Annotated in this window: 19 protein-coding genes; 17 read left to right on the plus strand and 2 right to left on the minus strand. The window is 70.0% G+C overall.

The window, feature by feature from the left end:
• Positions 1–25 precede the first annotated feature (25 nt).
• The 9 genes from murC to CSIV_RS02715 all read left to right on the plus strand — a co-directional run bounded on the left by murC (position 26) and on the right by CSIV_RS02715 (position 7494).
• Entirely contained in the window at positions 26–1432 is a 1407-nt protein-coding gene (murC, locus tag CSIV_RS02675) for a UDP-N-acetylmuramate--L-alanine ligase (protein WP_077049890.1), read from the plus strand.
• 3 nt (positions 1433–1435) lie between these two features.
• Positions 1436–2356, plus strand: coding sequence for an FtsQ-type POTRA domain-containing protein (locus CSIV_RS02680; protein WP_077049891.1), 921 nt, complete (start codon positions 1436–1438; stop codon positions 2354–2356).
• 150 nt (positions 2357–2506) lie between these two features.
• Entirely contained in the window at positions 2507–3685 is a 1179-nt protein-coding gene (gene ftsZ / locus CSIV_RS02685; protein ID WP_077049892.1) for a cell division protein FtsZ, read from the plus strand.
• 65 nt (positions 3686–3750) lie between these two features.
• Entirely contained in the window at positions 3751–4434 is a 684-nt protein-coding gene (locus CSIV_RS02690) for a YggS family pyridoxal phosphate-dependent enzyme (protein WP_077049893.1), read from the plus strand.
• Between the two features lie 31 nt (positions 4435–4465).
• Positions 4466–4927, plus strand: a complete 462-nt coding sequence (locus CSIV_RS02695) for a cell division protein SepF (protein WP_077049894.1) — start codon at positions 4466–4468, stop codon at positions 4925–4927.
• A 6-nt stretch (positions 4928–4933) separates the two neighbouring features.
• Positions 4934–5236, plus strand: a complete 303-nt coding sequence (locus tag CSIV_RS02700; RefSeq protein WP_022877736.1) for a YggT family protein — start codon at positions 4934–4936, stop codon at positions 5234–5236.
• 121 nt (positions 5237–5357) lie between these two features.
• The gene (locus CSIV_RS02705) at positions 5358–5975 is read left to right on the plus strand and encodes a DivIVA domain-containing protein (RefSeq protein WP_077049895.1); all 618 of its coding nucleotides are present in this window, start codon (positions 5358–5360) and stop codon (positions 5973–5975) included.
• Positions 5976–5984: 9 nt separating this feature from the next.
• Entirely contained in the window at positions 5985–6569 is a 585-nt protein-coding gene (gene lspA, locus CSIV_RS02710; protein ID WP_077049896.1) for a signal peptidase II, read from the plus strand.
• Between the two features lies 1 nt (position 6570).
• Positions 6571–7494 carry an RluA family pseudouridine synthase gene (locus CSIV_RS02715; protein WP_077049897.1) on the plus strand — a complete coding sequence of 308 codons (924 nt, stop codon included), beginning with the start codon at positions 6571–6573 and terminating at the stop codon, positions 7492–7494.
• A 9-nt stretch (positions 7495–7503) separates the two neighbouring features.
• On the opposite strand, the gene CSIV_RS02720 is transcribed toward CSIV_RS02715, so the two are convergent.
• The gene (locus CSIV_RS02720; RefSeq protein WP_077049898.1) at positions 7504–7977 is read right to left on the minus strand and encodes an NUDIX domain-containing protein; all 474 of its coding nucleotides are present in this window, start codon (positions 7975–7977) and stop codon (positions 7504–7506) included.
• A 99-nt stretch (positions 7978–8076) separates the two neighbouring features.
• Here CSIV_RS02720 and dnaE point away from each other — a divergent pair, with 99 nt between their 5' ends.
• The 5 genes from dnaE (at position 8077) to CSIV_RS02745 (ending at position 15819) form a co-directional block, all read left to right on the plus strand.
• Positions 8077–11541: a DNA polymerase III subunit alpha gene (dnaE, locus tag CSIV_RS02725; RefSeq protein ID WP_202400711.1), complete on the plus strand. Its 3465-nt coding sequence runs from the start codon at positions 8077–8079 to the stop codon at positions 11539–11541.
• A 98-nt stretch (positions 11542–11639) separates the two neighbouring features.
• The gene (locus CSIV_RS02730; RefSeq protein ID WP_077049900.1) at positions 11640–12914 is read left to right on the plus strand and encodes a hypothetical protein; all 1275 of its coding nucleotides are present in this window, start codon (positions 11640–11642) and stop codon (positions 12912–12914) included.
• A gap of 63 nt (positions 12915–12977) precedes the next feature.
• Positions 12978–14279, plus strand: coding sequence for a histidinol dehydrogenase (gene hisD / locus CSIV_RS02735; RefSeq protein ID WP_077049901.1), 1302 nt, complete (start codon positions 12978–12980; stop codon positions 14277–14279).
• Between the two features lie 12 nt (positions 14280–14291).
• The gene (gene nrdR / locus CSIV_RS02740; protein WP_077049902.1) at positions 14292–14783 is read left to right on the plus strand and encodes a transcriptional regulator NrdR; all 492 of its coding nucleotides are present in this window, start codon (positions 14292–14294) and stop codon (positions 14781–14783) included.
• A gap of 10 nt (positions 14784–14793) precedes the next feature.
• Positions 14794–15819: a quinone-dependent dihydroorotate dehydrogenase gene (locus tag CSIV_RS02745; protein WP_077049903.1), complete on the plus strand. Its 1026-nt coding sequence runs from the start codon at positions 14794–14796 to the stop codon at positions 15817–15819.
• Between the two features lie 116 nt (positions 15820–15935).
• Here CSIV_RS02745 and CSIV_RS02750 read toward each other — a convergent pair whose 3' ends face one another.
• A complete protein-coding gene (locus CSIV_RS02750) occupies positions 15936–16508 on the minus strand; it encodes a DUF3043 domain-containing protein (protein WP_077049904.1) in 573 nt (190 codons plus the stop codon).
• 46 nt (positions 16509–16554) lie between these two features.
• Here CSIV_RS02750 and CSIV_RS02755 point away from each other — a divergent pair, with 46 nt between their 5' ends.
• The 3 genes from CSIV_RS02755 to ctaC all read left to right on the plus strand — a co-directional run bounded on the left by CSIV_RS02755 (position 16555) and on the right by ctaC (position 19437).
• Positions 16555–17949 carry a dipeptidase gene (locus CSIV_RS02755; RefSeq protein ID WP_077049905.1) on the plus strand — a complete coding sequence of 465 codons (1395 nt, stop codon included), beginning with the start codon at positions 16555–16557 and terminating at the stop codon, positions 17947–17949.
• 72 nt (positions 17950–18021) lie between these two features.
• The gene (gene erpA / locus CSIV_RS02760) at positions 18022–18387 is read left to right on the plus strand and encodes an iron-sulfur cluster insertion protein ErpA (protein ID WP_076490686.1); all 366 of its coding nucleotides are present in this window, start codon (positions 18022–18024) and stop codon (positions 18385–18387) included.
• A 168-nt stretch (positions 18388–18555) separates the two neighbouring features.
• Positions 18556–19437 (plus strand): aa3-type cytochrome oxidase subunit II, encoded by an 882-nt coding sequence (gene ctaC / locus CSIV_RS02765; protein WP_083734962.1) that lies wholly within the window; start codon positions 18556–18558, stop codon positions 19435–19437.
• Positions 19438–19439 lie beyond the last annotated feature (2 nt).

Genomic DNA, 19439 nt, shown 5'->3' on the forward strand with positions numbered 1-19439 from the left:
CCACGCGACGTAGGATCGCAAGGTCATGATCAGACCCGACCTGAGCCTCCCCATCCCCGAGTCCATCACCTCCGCGCACTTCATCGGAGTGGGCGGCTCGGGCATGTCCGGGCTCGCGCGCATGTTCCTCGACCGCGGCATCCGGGTCTCCGGCTCCGACCGCGCCGACAGTGCGGCGTTGCGCGATCTCGCCGCCCGCGGCGCGACGGTCCACGTCGGGCACGACGCCGCCCACCTCGGCGACGCCGACACGGTCGTGCACACCGGTGCCATCTGGCCCGAGAACCCCGAGTTCGTCACGGCGAAGCAGCGCGGACTCCACGTCATCCACCGCTCGCAGGCGTTGCACTGGCTCATCGGCGGGCGCCGCCTCGTCTCGGTGGCGGGCGCGCACGGCAAGACCACCTCGACCGGCATGATCGTGACCGCCCTGCGCGCGCTCGACGTCGACCCGACGTTCGTCAACGGCGGGGTCATCGCCGACCTCGGCGCCTCCAGCGGCACCGGCTCCGACGAACTGTTCGTGATCGAGGCCGACGAGTCCGACGGCACTTTCCTGCTGTACGACACCTCCGTGGCGCTCATCACGAACGTCGACCCCGACCACCTCGATCACTACGGCTCGCGCGAAGCCTTCGACGCCGCGTTCGCCCGGTTCGCCGACGCGGCCCGCGAAGCGGTCGTCATCTCGGCCGACGACGCCGGGGCTCGGGCGGTGCGCGAACGCATCACCCACCCGAACGTCGTCACCTTCGGCGAGGATGCCGCGGCCGACGTGCGGCTGACCGACGTCCGCACCGACGGGCCGGTGTCCTTCACCGTCTCCGCGGGCGAGGAGAGCGCCGACGTGCGTCTGCGGGTGCCCGGGGCGCACAACGCGGTGAACGCCGCCGGCGCGGTCGCCGTGCTCACCGTGCTGGGCCACGGTCTCGCGGACGCGGCGAAGGCCGTGGAGGGGTTCGGCGGCACCGTCCGTCGCTTCGAACTGCACGGTGTCCAGCGCGGGGTGAGCGTCTACGACGACTACGCGCACCATCCCACCGAGGTCGCGGCGGCGCTGTCGGCGGCGCGGACGGTCGTCGGTGACGGGCGCATCATCGCGATCCAGCAGCCGCACACGTACTCCCGCACGCAGGAGATGTACCGCGAGTTCGCGGAGGTGCTCGAATCCCTCGCGGACCACACGGTCATGCTCGACGTGTACGGCGCGCGCGAAGACCCCGTGCCGGGGGTGACGGGGGAACTCGTCAGCGGCGCGTTCGCCGATCCGGCGCACGTGCACTACGTGCCCGACTGGCAGAGCGCCGCGGAGTACACCGCGGCCATCGCCCGAGCCGGCGACTACGTCATCACCCTCGGGTGCGGCAACGTGTACCAGATCATCCCGCAGGTGCTCGAAGCGCTTTCCCGCACCGAGGCCGCGGCGGTCTGAGCCGTGCGCCGGCCCTCGCCCCTGCCCCCGACCCCCGGGTCGTCGTCGGGCGCCCGCGATCCCGGGCCTCCCGCGCCGGCCGGTCGTGAGACTCGTGAGGCGGAGGTCGTCGCGCTGCCCCTGCCGCCCGCGGGCGACGAGTCCGAGCCGGATGCCGGAGAGCTGGGGCTCCGCGACGTGTGGCGCGCGTCGCGTGCGCGTCGTCGCGCGCTGCGTGCGGAGGTCCGCCGCTTCACGGTGCGCCAGCGCCGCCGTCGCCGGGTGTGGATCGGCGTCGGCATCGCGTTCGTCGTGATGGTCCTGGGGACCGCGGGCGCCGCCTACAGCCCGCTCTTCGCGGTCGAACGGGTCGACGTCGTGGGCACGTCCCAGTTGGATGCCGCGACGGTCGCGGACGCTCTGAGCAGTCAGGTCGGCACGCCGCTGGCGATGGTGGACGACAGTGCCGTGAAGGCGGCGCTGGTGCGCTTCCCGCTCGTGGAGTCGTACACGCTCGAGGCGCGACCACCCCACGATCTCGTCGTCCGCATCGTCGAGCGCACCCCCGTCGGAGTCGTTCAGACGCCCGCCGGATACACCCTCGTGGATGCCGCCGGGGTCGTGCTGTCGACCACTCCGACCGCGCCGGACGGCCAGCCGGTGATCGACGCGGCGGGGGGGACGGATGCGGAGCCGTTCCACGCCGTCGGACGCGTCATGCGCGCTCTGCCCGACGGCATCCGTTCGCAGGTGACGGCGGTGTCTGCGACCACCCCCGACGATGTGACGCTGACCCTCGGAGCCACGGGCACGAAGGTCGTGTGGGGGAGTGCCGACCGCTCCGCCGAGAAGGCGCGCGTGCTCGACCTGCTGATGCAGAAGAGCTCGCCCGATCGCACCAAGGAGTACGACGTCACCTCGCCCGAGGCGGGCGTGCTCCGCTGATCCGCACCGCGATAATCCGACACGCCGCGTGTCGGGCGGGTTGGGCCGGTGCGTCCGCCTACCTTCGAGCTAAGGAATTGCATACCGGGCAATTCTTTAACCCTCAACATGAGGTTTAGAGTTTCAGGTTCGGGGATAACGGAGGCCGGCATGAGCCAGAACCAGAACTACCTCGCCGTCATCAAGGTCGTCGGTGTGGGCGGAGGCGGCGTCAACGCCGTCAACCGCATGATCGAGCTCGGCCTGCGCGGCGTGGAGTTCATCGCGATCAACACCGATGCGCAGGCGCTGCTGATGAGCGACGCCGACGTCAAGCTCGACGTCGGCCGCGAGCTCACGCGGGGCCTCGGCGCCGGTGCGGATCCCGAGGTCGGCCGCCGCGCGGCCGAGGACCACGCCGAGGAGATCGAGGAGGCGCTGCGCGGCGCCGACATGGTCTTCGTGACCGCGGGCGAGGGTGGCGGAACCGGTACGGGCGGCGCGCCCGTCGTGGCGAAGATCGCCAAGTCGATCGGCGCCCTGACCATCGGTGTCGTCACCAAGCCGTTCTCGTTCGAGGGTCGACGCCGTCAGAGCCAGGCCGAGGCCGGTGTCGGGCGTCTGAAGGAAGAGGTCGACACCCTCATCGTGGTGCCGAACGACCGCCTGCTGGAGATCAGCGACCGCGGCATCTCGATGATCGAGGCCTTCGCCACGGCCGACCAGGTGCTCCTGGCCGGTGTGCAGGGCATCACCGACCTCATCACGACCCCGGGTCTCATCAACCTCGACTTCGCCGACGTCAAGTCGGTCATGCAGGGCGCGGGTTCCGCGCTCATGGGCATCGGCTCGGCGCGCGGCGCCGACCGGGCGATCAAGGCCGCGGAGCTCGCCGTCGAGTCGCCGCTCCTCGAAGCCTCCATCGAGGGAGCGCACGGTGTCCTGTTGTCGATCCAGGGCGGATCGAACCTCGGCATCTTCGAGATCAACGACGCCGCCCAGCTGGTGAAGGAGGCCGCGCACCCCGAGGCCAACATCATCTTCGGAACGGTCATCGACGACACGCTCGGCGACGAGGTGCGCGTCACGGTCATCGCGGCAGGTTTCGACGGGGGCGAGCCGTCGCTGCGCATCGATCCCGTCGGCGCCCAGCGTCCCGTCGCCGCACCGGCCGTCCCGGCGATCCCCGCCGACGACGTCGCGCGCGACCTCGACGCCGCCGAGGAGCAGAAGGCACAGGCCCCCGAGCGCAAGCCCGAGCCGGCCCCCGTGGCCGCACGCGTGCCCGACACGTCGTACGACTCCGGCTTCGCGGACGACGACCTGGACGTGCCCGACTTCCTCAAGTGAGCACGAACGGCTGACGCAGCGGGTCCGGTCTCCACCGGGCCCGCTGCGTCGTCGAAGGAGTATCCATGGACACCGCCCTCGCCGACCGCCTGGCATCCGTCGACGCGCGCATCAACGACGCGGCGCGAGACGCCGGCCGCGACCCCGCCGAGATCACGCGCATCGTCGTCACCAAATTCCACCCGGCGTCGCTCATCACCGACCTGTACGCCCTGGGCGTGCGCGACGTCGGCGAGAACCGCCAGCAGGAGCTGACGGCCAAGCGCCGCGAACTCGGGGCCCTCGAGGGTCTCCGCTGGCATTTCATCGGCCAGGCTCAGACCAACAAGGCCCGTGCCGTCCGCGCCGCCGCCGACGTGGTCCACTCCGTCGACCGGCCGCGCATCGCGGACGCCCTGGATGCCGCCGGCGACGGCGCCGTCCTCGACGTGCTGCTGCAGGTCAACCTGACGGACGATCCCGGTCGCGGCGGTGTCGTTCCCGCCGAGGCGGAGGCACTGGCCGCCCACGTCGCCTCGCTCGGAACGCTCCGGCTCCGCGGTGTCATGGCGGTCGCGCCGCTGGACGAGGAGCCCGCGCCGGCGTTCGCGCGGCTCCGGGCCTGCGCGGACGAGGTCCGGCGTGTCGTCCCCGACGCGACGTGGATCTCCGCCGGAATGACGGGGGATTTCCCGGAAGCCGTCGCGATGGGCGCGACACACCTGCGGATCGGCTCCGCAATCACGGGTCCGCGCCCCGCGCGCGACTAGCCTCGAAACAGACGAGCGAACGGAGGATGCGATGTCGAACCCGCTCAAGAAGACGATGGTGTACCTGGGCCTCGCCGACGAGGAGGAGACCTATGAGGAGACTGCTCCGCAGCCGGTCGCGCGCAAGCAGCCCGCTGCTGTCGAGAAGGCCGCTCCGGTGACGCCGCTCCACCGCCCTGCCGTGGTGCGTCAGCCCGCCGCCGGCCCGGTGAGCGAGATCCTCACCGTGCACCCCAAGCAGTACCGCGACGCGCAGACGATCGCCGAGAACTTCCGCGAGGGGATCCCGGTCATCATCAACCTGTCGCAGATGAGCGACGCCGACGCGCGCCGCCTGATCGATTTCGCGAGCGGCCTGTCGCTCGGTCTGTACGGACGCATCGAGCGGGTCACGAGCAAGGTCTTCCTGCTCTCGCCCGAGAACATCGCCGTGTCCGGCGACGGTGCGATCGCGCAGGCCGACCCCGAGGCCGCGCCCTTCGCGTCCCAGTAATCGATCGTGGCCGTCCTGAGCCTGGTCGGCTCCATCCTCAGCGCGCTCCTGTTCATCTACATCGTTCTGCTGCTGGCACGCCTCGTGCTGGAGTACATCCCGATGTTCAACCGTGAATGGCGTCCCCGCGGCGCCATGCTGGTGGTGGCCGAGATCGTCTACACCGTCACCGACCCGCCGATCCGACTTCTTCGGCGGGTGATCCCTCCGCTTCGCATCGGCGGGATCGCGATCGATTTCGCGTTCGCGATCACGATGTTCGCGTGCTTCCTGCTGCTCAGCGTCACGCGGTCGCTCGCGGCACTCTGACCCCTGCACAGCCGTCGCCCTTCGACACCGGAGAAGGGCGGCGGCTATGCTGTTCCGAAGCGGTGTGCCCCGGTGCGACACCCCCCAGTTCCGATTCAGAGCTCTCGAAAGAGGAAACACCATGGCACTGACCCCCGATGACGTCGTCACCAAGCAGTTCCAGCACGTGCGCTTCAAGGAGGGCTTCGACCCCGACGAGGTCGACGACTTCCTCGACGAGATCGTCGTCGAGTGGCGCAAGACGATCGCCGAGAACGAAGAGCTGAAGGCCAAGCTCGCCGCCTTCGAGTCCGGTGAGGCAGCCCCCGCGGCTCCCGCCGCCGAGGCGCCCCAGGCCGAGGAGCCCGTCGTCACCGAGGTGCCGGCCCCCGCTCCGGCCGCGGCTCCCGCCGCCGAGTCCGACGCGGCACCCGCCGCCCAGAGCGCCGGGATCATCGAGCTGGCCCAGCGTCTGCACGACGAGCACGTCGCCGAGGGCAAGGCCCAGCGCGATCAGCTCATCTCCGAGGCTCAGGCCCAGGCGGCATCCATCGTCGCCGAGGCCGAGAAGCAGGGCCGCGAAGAGCGCGCCCGCCTCGAGAAGGAGCGCACCACGCTCGAGGGTCGCATCACGGAGCTCCGCAACTTCGAGCGCGACTACCGCTCGCAGCTGCGTTCCTACATCGAGGGTCAGCTCCGCGACCTCGACACGGCCGGTTCGTCGTCGGGCTCCACGCCCGTGTCGGCGATCGGTCTGTAGGCCGACTCTTTGCGCAGTCGATCTCCTCTGCGTTCGGCGGCGGCCGGCGCCCTCGTCGCGATTCTCGCGGCGGTGGTGCTGGCCGCCGACCAGTTGGCGAAGACGATCGCCATCGACAATCTCCCCCCGGAGCGTGTCGTGCCGGTGATCGGCGAAGCGCTGCAGTTCTACCTGGTTCGAAACCCGGGAGCCGCGTTCTCCCTCGGTGAGAGCGTGACCTGGATCTTCACGATCGCGCTCGCGGTCGTCGCGGTCATCATCGTCTTCCTCGCCGTGACGCGCGTCCGGTCCCGTCTGTGGGCGATCGTGCTCGGACTGCTGCTCGGCGGTGTCCTCGGAAACCTCACCGACCGCCTCCTGCGCGAGCCCGGGTTCCCCGTCGGCCATGTGGTCGACTTCATCTCGACGCCGTGGATGATGCCCGCGATCTACAACGTCGCCGACGTGTTCATCGTGTCGATGATGATCTCCGTCGCGCTGCTGGTGCTGTTCGGTCTCCGCCTGGACGGCACCCGCGAGACCCGCGCGTCGCGCGCGGCCGCCGCCGCATCCGACGACGCGGTCGAGACGTCCGGCGAATCCGGCGTCCGCTGACATGGACTCGCGGAGTCTTCCCGTCCCGGACGGGCTCGAGGGGGCGCGCGTCGACCAGGCCCTCGCCAAGATGCTGGGCTTCTCGCGCACGTTCGCGGCCGAGGTGGCCGACGCCGGCGGAGTGACCGTCGACGGGCGCACGGTCGGTCGATCCGATCGGTTGCGCGCGGGCACGTGGCTGAGCGTCGAGTGGGAGCCCAAGCGCGACCCGGAAGTGGTCCCCGTCGCCGTGCCCGACCTCGGCATCGTGTGGGACGACGACGACATCGTCGTCGTCGACAAGCCGTCCGGGGTCGCCGCGCATCCGTCGGTGGGGTGGGAGGGGCCGACCGTCCTCGGTGCGCTGGCCGCCGCGGGATTCCGGATCGCCACGAGCGGGGCCGCCGAGCGGCGGGGAATCGTCCACCGCCTCGACGTGGGCACGAGCGGTCTCATGGTCGTGGCCAAGATCGAGCGGGCCTACACCGTGCTGAAGGCGGCCTTCAAGGACCGGACCGTCGACAAGATCTACCACGCCGTCGTCCAGGGGCACCCCGATCCGCTCGCCGGAACGATCGACGCCCCGATCGGGCGGCATCCGCATCATTCGTGGAAGTTCGCCGTGACCCCCGACGGCAAGGACTCCGTCACCCACTACGAGACCCTCGAGGCGTTCCCGCGGGCGTCGTTGCTGGAGATCCACCTCGAGACGGGCCGGACGCACCAGATCCGCGTCCACATGGCCGCGCACCGGCACCCGTGCGCGGGCGACCCGCTGTACGGCGCCGACCCCACGCTGTCGGCCCGGCTCGGTCTCACGCGCCAGTGGCTGCACGCCCACCGGCTCGCCTTCGCCCACCCGGCGACGGGGGAGTGGGCGAGCTTCGAGTCGCCCTACCCGGCCGATCTGCAGCACGCCCTCGACGTGCTGCGCGACGGCGCCTGAGGCGACGGGTCAGCGGCCGCCCTCGAACCGGGCCGGTCCGGGCGTGAGCGCCGCGCGCACGCGCGCCGCCATCTCGGCATCCAGGATCCGGTCGATCTCCGAGACGGGATGCCACCCGACCTCGGTCATCTCGCCGTCCACGGGCTCGGGCTCGCCGTCGACCCAGGTGCACGCGAACGTCAGGTCGAGGTAGTCGCTCCGGTCGCCGTTGGCGTAGGTGACGCGGGGGATCTGATGCACCCAGGCGAGCCGCTCGACACGGATGCGGACACCCGCCTCCTCCTCGGCCTCGCGGACCGCGGCGTCGGCGGGTTCCTCGCCGGGATCGACGATGCCGGTGACGGGCGTGAGCCGGCCCGTGTCGCTGCGGCGGCCCAAGAGGAGCTCGTCCCCCCGGACGACGACGGCGGTCACTCCCACCAGCGGCAGGGGCACCGTGCCGACGTGGCGGCGCAGTTCCAGGACGAAGTCGGGAGTGGGCACGCGCCCACGCTAACCCAGGCCGATGTCGGGGGAGGAACGTACACTCGACGGGTGGCAGCAGACTCCTTCGTTCACCTTCACGTGCACAGCGAGTACTCCATGCTCGATGGGGCCGCGCGCATCGGACCCATGGTGCAGGAGGCCGTGAAACTGGGCATGCCGGCGATCGCGGTGACCGATCACGGCAACACCTTCGCCGCCTACGAGTTCTACAAGACGGCGAAGGATGCCGGCATCAAGCCGATCATCGGCATCGAGGCCTACGTGACGCCCGGCACCCATCGCTCCGACAAGTCGCGCGTGCGGTGGGGGACGCCCGAGCAGCAGAGCGACGACGTGTCCGGTTCCGGCGCGTACACGCACATGACGCTGCTGTCCGAGACCACCGAGGGCATGCACAACCTGTTCCGGCTGTCGTCGCGGTCGAGCATGGAGGGTTACTACTTCAAGCCCCGCATGGACCGCGAGCTGCTGCAGACGTACAGCAAGGGCCTCATCGCGACGACCGGGTGTCCCTCGGGCGAGGTCCAGACGCGCCTGCGCCTGGGGCAGTACGACGCGGCCAAGGCGGCCGCGGCCGAGTTCCAGGACATCTTCGGCAAAGACAACTACTTCGCCGAGATCATGGACCACGGTCTGTCGATCGAGCGCCGCATCATGTCGGATCTGCTGCGGCTCGCCAAAGAGCTCGACATCCCGCTCCTGGGCACGAACGACCTCCACTACACGCACCAGCACGATGCCACGAGTCATGCGGCTCTGCTGTGCGTGCAGTCCGGCTCGACGCTCGATGACCCCAAGCGCTTCAAGTTCGACGGCGACGGCTACTACGTCAAGTCCGCCGCCGAGATGCGGCAAGTGTTCCGCGACAACCCCGAAGCGTGCGACAACACGCTCCTGATCGCCGAGCGATGCGACGTCGAGTTCAACACCTCGGCCAACTACATGCCCCGCTTCCCGGTCCCCGACGGCGAGACCGAAGACAGCTGGATGATCAAAGAGGTCGAGACCGGGCTCCACGACCGGTACCCGGGCGGCATCCCCGACGAGGTGCGCAAGCAGGCCGAGTACGAGACCGGCGTCATCCTCCAGATGGGGTTCCCGGGATACTTCCTCGTCGTCGCCGACTTCATCAACTGGGCCAAGGACCACGGCATCCGCGTGGGACCGGGCCGCGGTTCGGGCGCCGGCTCGATGGTCGCGTACGCGATGAAGATCACCGACCTCGACCCCCTGCAGCACGGCCTCATCTTCGAGCGCTTCCTGAACCCCGACCGCGTGTCGATGCCCGACTTCGACGTCGACTTCGACGACCGGCGTCGCGGCGAGGTCATCCAGTACGTGACCGAGAAGTACGGAGACGAACGCGTCGCCCAGATCGTCACGTACGGCACGATCAAGGCCAAGCAGGCGCTCAAGGACGCGGGTCGCGTCCTGGGGTTCCCGTTCAGCATGGGCGACAAGCTCACCAAGGCCATGCCGCCCGCCGTGATGGGCAAGGACATGCCGCTGGACGGCATGTTCAACCCCGAGCACCCGCGGTACAAGGAGGCGAGCGAGTTCCGCACGCTGATCGAGACCGACCCCGAGGCCAAGACGGTGTTCGACACCGCCCTGGGACTCGAGAACCTCAAGCGCCAGTGGGGTGTGCACGCCGCCGGTGTCATCATGTCGAGCGAGCCGCTGATCGACATCATCCCGATCATGCGCCGCGAGCAGGACGGCCAGATCGTCACGCAGTTCGACTACCCCGCGTGCGAGTCCCTCGGGCTCATCAAGATGGACTTCCTGGGGCTGCGTAACCTCACGATCATCAACGACGCGCTCGACAACATCGAGGCGAACCGCGGGCACCCCCTCGTGCTCGAAGACCTCGACCTCGACGACGCGGCATCCTACGAACTCCTCGCGCGCGGCGACACGCTCGGCGTCTTCCAGCTCGACGGCGGACCCATGCGGTCGCTGCTGCGCCTCATGCGCCCCGACAACTTCGAGGACATCTCGGCGGTCCTCGCTCTCTACCGTCCCGGCCCGATGGGCGTGAACTCGCACATCAACTACGCGCTGCGCAAGAACAAGCAGCAGGAGATCGAGCCGATCCACCCCGAGCTGGAAGAGCCGCTCGCCGACATCCTCGACACCACGTACGGCCTGATCGTCTATCAGGAGCAGGTCATGGCCGTGGCCCAGCGCGTCGCCGGCTACACCCTCGGTCAAGCCGACCTCCTCCGGCGCGCGATGGGAAAGAAGAAGAAGAGCGAACTCGACAAGCAGAAAGAGATCTTCTTCGGCGGCATGACCGAGCGCGGCTTCGGCGACGTGGCTCAGCAGACGCTGTGGAAGGTGCTCGAGTCGTTCGCCGACTACGCGTTCAACAAGGCGCACACCGCCGCGTACGGTCTGGTGTCGTACTGGACGGCCTACCTGAAGGCCCACTATCCCGCCGAGTACATGGCCGCCCTGCTCACGAGCGTCGGCGATTCCAAGGACAAGATGGCGGTGTACCTCAACGAGTGCCGCCGCATGGGCATCAAGGTGCTCCCGCCCGATGTGAACGAATCGATCCGATTCTTCGCGGCCGTCGGGGAAGACATCCGCTTCGGTCTGGGCGCCGTCCGCAACGTCGGCACCAACGTCGTCGACGGGATCGTCGCGGCGCGTCAGGATGCCAAGTACACCTCGTTCCACGACTTCCTGTCCAAGGTGCCGCTGCACGTGGCCAACAAGCGCACGGTGGAATCCCTCATCAAGGCGGGGGCGTTCGACTCCCTCGGGTCCACGCGCCGTGCGCTCGTCGAGATCCACGAGGACGCCTGCGAAGGGGCCGTGCTCGACAAGCGCCGCGAGGCGAACGGCGAGGTGGGCTTCGATTTCGACTCGCTGTGGGACGAGCCGCAGCAGGTCGTGAAGGTCCCCGAACGTCCGGAGTGGACGAAGAAGGACAAGCTGGCGTTCGAGCGGGAGATGCTGGGGCTCTACGTCTCGGACCACCCGCTGGCCGGGCTCGAGGTGCCTCTCGCCAAGCACGCGTCGACGTCGATCCACGACCTGCTCGCCTCCGACGACGTGCAGGACGGTGACCAGGTCACCGTCGCGGGTCTGCTCACCAGCGTCCAGCACCGCGTCGCGAAGCAGAGCGGCAACCCCTATGGCATGGTCACCGTCGAGGACTTCAACGGCGAGGTGACCGTGATGTTCATGGGCAAGACCTACGCCGAGTTCGCTCCCGTGCTGCAGGCGGACTCGATCCTCGTCGTCCGCGGCCGCGTGTCCCGTCGCGACGACGGTCTGAACCTCCACGCGCAGTCGGCGTTCGTCCCCGACCTCGAGGGCTTCGACGCGATGAGCGGTCTTACACTGGTCGTCCCCGAGCAGCGGGCGAACGAAACGCTCGTCGGCGAGCTCGCCCAGATGCTGCGTCGGCACGCCGGCGACACGGAGGTGACTCTCAAGCTCCACAAAGGTGGCACCGCCAAGGTCTTCGAGGTGCCCATGCCGGTGCGGGTGACCGCTGATCTCTTCGGAGAGCTCAAGGGCCTGCTCGGCCCGAACTGCCTGGGCTGACGCCCCGGCCGTGCTGTCAACCCGGGGTCCTCCCCGAGACGACGCGGCCAGTCTCACAGTGACGACGGGTGCCGAGGCACTCGAACGAAAGGACCATCGTGACCGATCGCTACGACGACCTGCCCGCGCACGACGCGGGCTCGGCGGCGGAGGACGACTCCGTGTACCAAGAGAACGGCCACGCTCCCGCGGTCGCCCCGGATGCCGCGGACGAGCCGCGGAGCGCGCGCCCCACCGCCGGCGCCGATGAGGTCGACCACGACGTGGACGACGACGCGTCCTCCGGGCAGCAGGTGGGTGCACGCACGCACGTCAACGCCCGCCGCTCGACGCACACCGAGCTGCCCGACGCCGACGAGCACGCCGCACACGCTCCGCGCGACGCGTCCGCATCGGCCGACACCGCACCGCAGTACGGCGTCGGCCCCTTCTCGATCCGCGAGATCGCTCTGCTCGGGATCTGGGCCGTGATCTTCCTCGTCTCGTTCTTCCCGACCAACAACCTGCCCGCGAACGTCCGCGTCCTCGGCGGCGGCGACAACGTCTGGCTGTCCGGCGTGTGGTGGATCCCCACGGTCGCCCTCCCGACGATCGCGGTGGGGCTGCTGGTTCTCCGCCGGCTGTCTCCCCAGGGCATCCGACGGGTCGGGTCGTTGGGGATCGACCAGTTCGCTTCGGTGGCCTTCTCGGTCGCCGCTCTCGTGTGGGTCGCGTGGGTCTGGGACGCCGTGTCCGTGGCGGCCGAGACCGGCCTCTGGACCCGCACCTGGGTCGTCTGGGTCGGTGCCGTGTTCGCGCTGGCCGGTGTCGTCCTCACGGTCTTCGCGCCGATCATCCCGCCGTTCGAGCAAGACTTCCAGGAGCGTCCCGACGCGCCCGCCCACCGCAACGCCCGCCCGGTCCGGGCGGTGGCGAAGCGTCCGGCCCGTCCTCGCCCGGTGCGGACGCCGTCGGCGCCCGCTCCCGCTCCCGCTCCCGAGGGCCACGAGGCGACGGACGACCACGGCCCCGTGCCCGGGAGCTACACGGGATCGACCGACCTTCCACGCACCGACGCCGAGCCGGCGACTTCCGTGTTCCCGACGCACGGCGACACCCACGACACCGACGTGATCGGTGCGGAGGCATCCCCGGCATCCGCCGATCGCACGCGCGAGCACGAGGCCGCTCCACGGCACCCGCAGCCGCAGGCGTTCTGGGCGTTGGCCCCCGAGGAGCGCGACGTCGTCGACGACTACGGCACCCCGATCTTCCGCGTCGGTCCCACGGCGTGGGCTCTCGTGATCGAGGACCGCGGTGAGACGTTCGTCGTCCGCCACGACGACGGACGCATCGGGTACCTGCACGACGTCACGGGCATCACGCGCGGCTGATCACCGTCTGCGAGCCGCCCGCCGCACGGCGGGCGGCTCGCCTTCGGGCGGTAGCCTGGAGGAATGCTCCGCACCATCGATCTGCGCGGTCGCGCGCTCTCGCCGGCCGAGTTCCTCGCCGTTGTTCCCCGTGCCGACGCAGCCCGTGATGAGGCGCTCGCGACGGCGGCGCGCATCGTCGAGGACGTCGCCCGCCGGGGCGAAGAGGCCCTCCGCGAGCAGGCCGAGACGTTCGACCGCGTCAGCGGTCACGCCATCGCCGTGCCCGCCGCGCACCTCGACGAGGCTCTCGCCGATCTGGATCCCGGCATCCGCGCCGCCCTCGATGAGGCGATCCGTCGCGTGCGCGCCGCGTCCGCCGCACAGGTCCCCGCGCCCGTGGTCACCGAGATCGGCCCCGGGGCGCGGGTCACGCAGCGCTGGCAGCCGGTCCGGCGTGTCGGTCTCTACGTCCCGGGCGGCAAGGCCGTCTACCCGTCGAGCGTCGTGATGAACGTCGTGCCCGCCCAGGTCGCCGGCGTGCGCGAGGTGGCGCTCGCTTCGCCGCCGCAGTCCGAGTTCGGCGGTCGCGTCCACCCCGTGATCCTGGCCGCGGCGAAGCTGCTCGGGGTCAGCGAGGTCTACGCGATGGGTGGGGCCGGCGCGATCGGCGCGTTCGCGTGGGGGGTCCCGTCGCTGGATCTGCACCCGGTGGACGTGGTGACCGGTCCCGGCAACAACTTCGTCGCGTCGGCGAAGCGGGCCGTGGCCGGACGCGTGGGCACGGACTCGGAGGCCGGTGCGACCGAGATCCTCATCGTGGCCGACGGGACGGCCGACGCCGCACTGGTCGCCGCAGACCTCGTCAGTCAGGCCGAGCACGACGAGCAGGCCTCGGCCGTCCTCGTCACCGATTCCGCCGACCTCGCCAAGGCCGTCCGCGCCGCGCTCGAGCCCCGTGTCGCCGGTACCCGCCACACCGAGCGGGTCCGGGCGGCCTTCGGTGGGCCGCAGTCGGCGATCGTGCTGGTCGACGACATCGCCCAGGCCACCGAGTTCAGCAACGCCTACGCGCCCGAGCACCTCGAACTGCACCTGGCCGATCCGCGCCCCGAGGACTACGTCAACGCCGGCGCGGTGTTCGTCGGCCCGTACACGCCCGTCAGCCTCGGCGACTACCTCGCCGGCAGCAACCATGTGCTCCCCACCGGCGGGCAGGCCCGCTACGGTGCGGGTCTCTCGGCCGCCACCTTCCTCCGGCCGCAGCAGGTCGTCGAGTACGACCGGGCCGCCCTGGAGGCGGTGCACGAGTCCATCGTCACCCTCGCCGAGGCCGAGGCCCTGCCCGCGCACGGCGAGGCCGTCACGGCGCGTTTCGCCGACTGATCGAGGTCTCCCATGCATTGCCCGTTCTGTCGCAACCCCGATTCCCGCGTCATCGACTCCCGCACGAGCGATGACGGGCTCAGCATTCGTCGGCGCCGGCAGTGTCCGAAATGCGGCGGCCGATTCTCCACCGTCGAGACCGCGAGCCTGAACGTGATCAAGCGGTCCGGCGTCGTCGAGCCCTTCAGCCGCGAGAAGGTCATGTCGGGCGTCCGGAAGGCGTGCCAGGGGCGGCCGGTGACGGATGCCGATCTCGCCATGCTCGCGCAGCAGGTCGAGGAGGCGATCCGTCAGACGGGGTCGTCGCAGATCGAGGCCAACGAGATCGGCCTGTCGATCCTGGGGCCGTTGCGGGAGCTCGACGAGGTGGCGTTCCTCCGTTTCGCGAGCGTGTACCAGGCGTTCGAGTCGCTGGACGACTTCGACGCGGCCATCGCCCAGCTGCGCGCCGACCACGCCTCCCGGCCGACGGTCGAGCCCGCGGCGCTCGACGACGTCCAGTAGCCTGGCGGGGATGTATCCCCTTCTCTTCCGCGCGGTCCTGAGCCGCCTCGATCCCGAGTTCGCGCACCACCTCGGTGCTCTCGTCATCCGCGCGGCGGGCGTGGGTCCGGTGGCATCCGCGGTCCGGAGCGCGACGGCGGCCGACCCGTCTCAGCGCGTGCGGGCTCTGGGCCTGACCTTCGAGTCGCCTTTCGGCGTGGCTGCCGGGTTCGACAAGAACGTGACGATGGTGCGCGGCCTCCGTGCCCTGGGGTTCGGGCACGTCGAGGTGGGGACGATCACGGCCCTGCCGCAGCCGGGCAATCCGAAGCCGCGCCTGTTCCGCCTGGTCGCCGACCGTGCCGTGATCAACCGCATGGGATTCAACAACGAAGGTGCCGACGTCGCCGCACGCCGTCTGCGGGCTCTCCGCCGATCGCGTCGGCGTCCGGTGATCGGGGTCAACATCGGCAAGAGCCGGGCGGTGGCGGTCGAGGATGCCACGACCGACTACGTCCGGAGTGCGCGCCTGCTCGCACCGCTCGCCGACTACCTCGTCGTCAACGTCTCGTCGCCGAACACCCCGGGTCTTCGCGGGCTGCAGGCGGTGGAGACGCTGCGGCCGCTGCTGACCGCGGTGCTCGAGGCCGCCGGCGCCACCCCCCTCCTGGTGAAGATCGCTCCCGACCTCGCCGACGACGAGGTGGGCGACATCGCCCGACTCGCCGTGGACGTGGGTCTGTCGGGGATCATCGCCACCAACACGACCATCGCCCGGGACGGGCTGCGGACGCCGGCCTCGACGGTCGAGGCGGCCGGTGCCGGCGGGCTGTCGGGCGCGCCGTTGAAGCAGCGCGCCCTCGAGGTCCTGGATCTCGTCCGCGCGGCGGTCCCGGCGGACTTCGTCGTGATCTCGGCCGGGGGAGTGGAGACCGCCTCCGACGTCCGTGAGCGTCTCGCCCACGGGGCGACCCTGGTCCAGGGCTACACCGCCTTCCTCTACCGCGGCCCCCTGTGGGCGCGGCAGATCAACCGCGGGCTCGCCGCTCGCGGCTGACTCGTACGGTCCGCCGCCGCGGACGCGCGATGCGCGGGTCGACGGCTCCGCTGCCGGTGCGGAATACGACGACGGCGGCGTGCCCCGAAGGACACGCCGCCGTCGAAGAGTCGCGGTCAGGCCGGGTACTGGCCCCGCTTGACCTGTGCCTTGGGCAGGCGCATGAACCGCATCTGCACGGTGCGCATAGCCGAGTACCAGCCGAGACCCTTCTCGAGTCGGTCCTCGCCGAACTTCGCCTTGGCCGCACGCTTCACGCGGATCGAGGTGATGATCATGTCGCCGATCACGAAGAGGATGAAGATCCACAGCGCCACGAACGACCAGTACTGGAAGAAGCCGTTCGGCACGAGCGTCAGCACGATGACGAGGATCATGAAGGGCATCACGCCCTCGCCGAGGTGCCATCCGGCGTCGACGAAGTCGCGCGCGAATCGGCGCTGCGGACCCTTGTCGCGGACCGGGAGGTAGCGCTCGTCGCCGGCGGCCATTCCCACGCGGGCCTTCTCGCGCTGCGCGGCCAGGTCGGCGCGGGCGCGGGCCTTCGCCTCCTTGGTGTCGGCCACGAGGGGACGCTTGCGCGCGGCCTCCTGCTCGGCCCGAGACGGTGTCGCGCGCCCCTTGCCCGCGGCGGTGGCATCCGACGCGACGGGGGTGTCGTTGGGGACGGGGGCGGGGGACTTGGCCACGGATAACCTCGAGAGCTCACTGGATCGGAGATTTAAGATTACCCGCATGACCCCTGACCTGTCCCGGCAGGATGCCGTACGCGCCACCGCGTCCGACGGCATCCCCGCAGCCCTCGCCGACCTCGGTGCGCTGGTGCGCATCCCCTCCATCGCCTGGCCCGCGTTCGACCAGTCGGGGGTGGCCCGCAGCGCCGAGGCGGTCGCCGAGCTGCTCCGCGGCACGGGGGTGTTCGAGCGGGTCGATGTGGCGCGCGCCGCGATCGCCGACGCCGACGAACTCGGACAGCCCGCGGTCCTGGCATCCCGTCCGGCCCGGAACGGCCGCCCCACCGTCCTCCTCTACGCCCACCACGACGTCCAGCCGCCGGGCGACGAGGCGCTCTGGGACTCGCCCCCGTTCGAGCCCACGGTCCGCGACGGCCGCCTCTACGGACGCGGAGCCGCCGACGACAAGGCTGGCATCATGGTGCACGTCGGCGCGATCCGCGCCCTCGCCGATGCTCTCGGCGACGACCTCGACCTCGGCATCTCCGTGTTCATCGAGGGGGAGGAGGAGTACGGTTCCCGCTCCTTCGCGCAGTTCCTCCAGGACCACGCCGACGTCCTCCGCTCCGATGTCATCGTCGTGGCCGACTCGGGGAACTGGGACGACCGCACCCCCGGACTGACGGTGTCGCTGCGCGGGAACGCGCGGTTCACCCTCACCGTCCGCACTCTCGCGCACGCGTCCCACTCCGGGATGATGGGCGGCGCGGTTCCGGATGCCATGCTCGCCACGGTCAAGCTCCTCGCGACGCTGTGGGACGACGAGGGCGCCGTCGCGGTCGAGGGCCTCGCCGTGCGCGACGCCGAGACGCCGGGGTACGACGAGGCGACCCTTCGCGCGGAGTCCGGGCTGCTCGACGGCGTGTCGCCGATCGGCCGCGACAGCATCCTCAGCCGGATCTGGAACAAGCCGTCCGTCACCATCACGGGATGGGATGCCACGCCCGTGGAAGCGGCGTCGAACACCCTGGCGCCCGAGACGCGTGTCGTCATCAGCGCGCGCGTCGCACCCGGACAGCCGGCGGCGGAGGCCTTCGCCGCGATCGAGGCGCACCTGCGTGCCCACGCGCCCTTCGGTGCGCAGCTGGAGTTCACGGACGTGGACTGCGGCGACGCGTTCCTCGTCGACACCGCGGGATGGGCCGTCGAGGACGCTCGCGCCGCCTTCGCCGACGGGTACGGCGTCGATGCGGTCGACGTCGGCATCGGCGGATCGATCCCGTTCATCGCCGACCTCGTGCGGGAGTTCCCCGGTGCGCAGATCCTGGTGACCGGTGTCGAGGACCCGCACGCCCGTGCCCACAGCCCGAACGAGTCGCTGCACCTCGAGACGTTCCGCAACGCGCTGGTCTCCGAGGCCCTGCTGCTGGAACGTCTGAACCGCCGCACCGTCTGATCGGCTCCGCGGGGACGAGGCGGGCGTAGAATCGACTCGTCCCCGCGACCGAACGACCCGAAGGGCCACGCCATGACCGACACGACACTGTCGTCCGACGCCGTCACCCGCGAGCACGGAGTCGCCCTGACCGACGCCGCCGCCGACAAGGTGAAGAGCCTGCTGTCCCAGGAAGGACGCGACGATCTGCGACTGCGCGTCGCCGTGCAGCCGGGCGGATGCTCGGGCCTGATCTACCAGCTCTACTTCGACGAGCGCTACCTCGACGGCGACAAGGTCGCCGACTTCGACGGTGTCGAGGTCATCGTCGACGACATGAGCGTCCCGTACCTCGACGGTGCGAGCATCGACTTCAAGGACACGATCTCGGAGCAGGGCTTCACGATCGACAACCCCAACGCGCAGGGCTCCTGCGCGTGCGGCGACAGCTTCCACTGAGCCGCGCCACGACGCTCCGGCGCCGAATTCGACGACCCCCGGGAACCGCGGATCACACCGCGAAAACCGGGGGTTTTCGATGCTTCGGTGCTGGACGATTGGCCAGAGAACCGTAAGAGGTTGCTCTAGACTGTCGAGAGCAACATCCACGACCCGGAAAGGTGCACTGTGCCCTCCAAACGTCGCCTTCGTTGGGCAGCCGTCCCCGTCGGGATCGCTTCCGTCGCACTCCTTTCGGGCTGCACCACGTCGCAGCTGCACGGATTCCTCCCGGGGTTCGTCGATGACGGGACGCCTGCGACGAACCACACCGACATGGTCGCCGGTCTGTGGGTGAACTCGTGGATCGTGCTGCTCGCGGTCGGCGTCATCACATGGGGCCTGATGCTGTGGGCCGTCATCGCCTACCGCCGTCGCAAGGGCCAGTCCGGCCTGCCGGTTCAGCTGCGCTACAACATGCCGGTCGAGATCTTCTACACGGTCGTGCCGCTGATCCTCGTGATCGGGTTCTTCGCGTTCACCGCTCGTGACCAGAACACCCTCGAGACCCAGTACGACAACCCCGACGTGTCCATCACGGCCTACGGCAAGCAGTGGGCGTGGGACTTCCAGTACAACGGCACCCGCGAGGACAACTCCGACGCCGTGTACTCGATGGGCGTCCAGGCCAAGGCGACCGGCGACGGATACGACCTGCAGGACGTCCCGACGCTGTACCTCCCGGTCAACAAGACGGTGAAGATCGACCTGCGCTCGCGCGATGTCATCCACTCGTTCTGGATCATCGACTTCCTCTACAAGAAGGACATGTACCTCGGCCGCGAGAACGAATGGTCGTTCACGCCGACGCGCGAGGGCACGTACGAAGGCAAGTGCGCCGAGCTCTGCGGCGAGTACCACTCCGCGATGCTCTTCAACGTCAAGGTCGTCAGCGAGGCCGAGTACGAGGCGTACCTCGACTCGCTGCGCGAGGCCGGCGATGTCGGCGACATCAGCGATCTGTCCCGCCTGCAGAACCTCAACACGGCCGGCGCCGAAGGGAACAAGTGATC

The organism is Microbacterium sp. CSI-V (genome assembly GCF_001984105.1).
In the GTDB taxonomy this organism is placed as follows: domain Bacteria; phylum Actinomycetota; class Actinomycetes; order Actinomycetales; family Microbacteriaceae; genus Microbacterium.